At 75.4% G+C, this 285-nt stretch carries 1 protein-coding gene; it reads left to right on the forward strand.

Going from position 1 to position 285, the window contains the following annotated elements; all coding sequences use genetic code 11:
- Nucleotides 1–285: LysR substrate-binding domain-containing protein (locus RVY79_RS19070; protein ID WP_317466123.1), on the forward strand; the 285-nt coding region annotated here is incomplete at both ends.

The following is a 285-nucleotide window of genomic DNA, read 5'->3' on the forward strand; positions in this document are numbered from 1 at the left end:
GCTGCACGCGGCGACGCTCCCGCGGGTCTGGCCGGACTGGCTGCGGGCGGCCGGCGTGCCCGATCTGGAGCCGCAGGCCTCGGTGACGCTGGAGCATTTCTACCTGACCCTCCAGGCCGCCCTCGACGGGCTCGGGATCGCCATGGGGCCCGAGCGGCTGATCGCCGACGACGTCGCGGCCGGCCGCCTGACCCTGCCCTTCGCGGGCCCGTCTCTGCCGGCACGGAGCTACTACACCTACGTCCCGGAGCCCCGGGCGGAGGATCCGGCGGTGCGGGCCTTCTG

It is taken from the genome of Chromohalobacter sp. HP20-39 (genome assembly GCF_033052815.1).
Classification (GTDB): domain Bacteria; phylum Pseudomonadota; class Gammaproteobacteria; order Pseudomonadales; family Halomonadaceae; genus Chromohalobacter.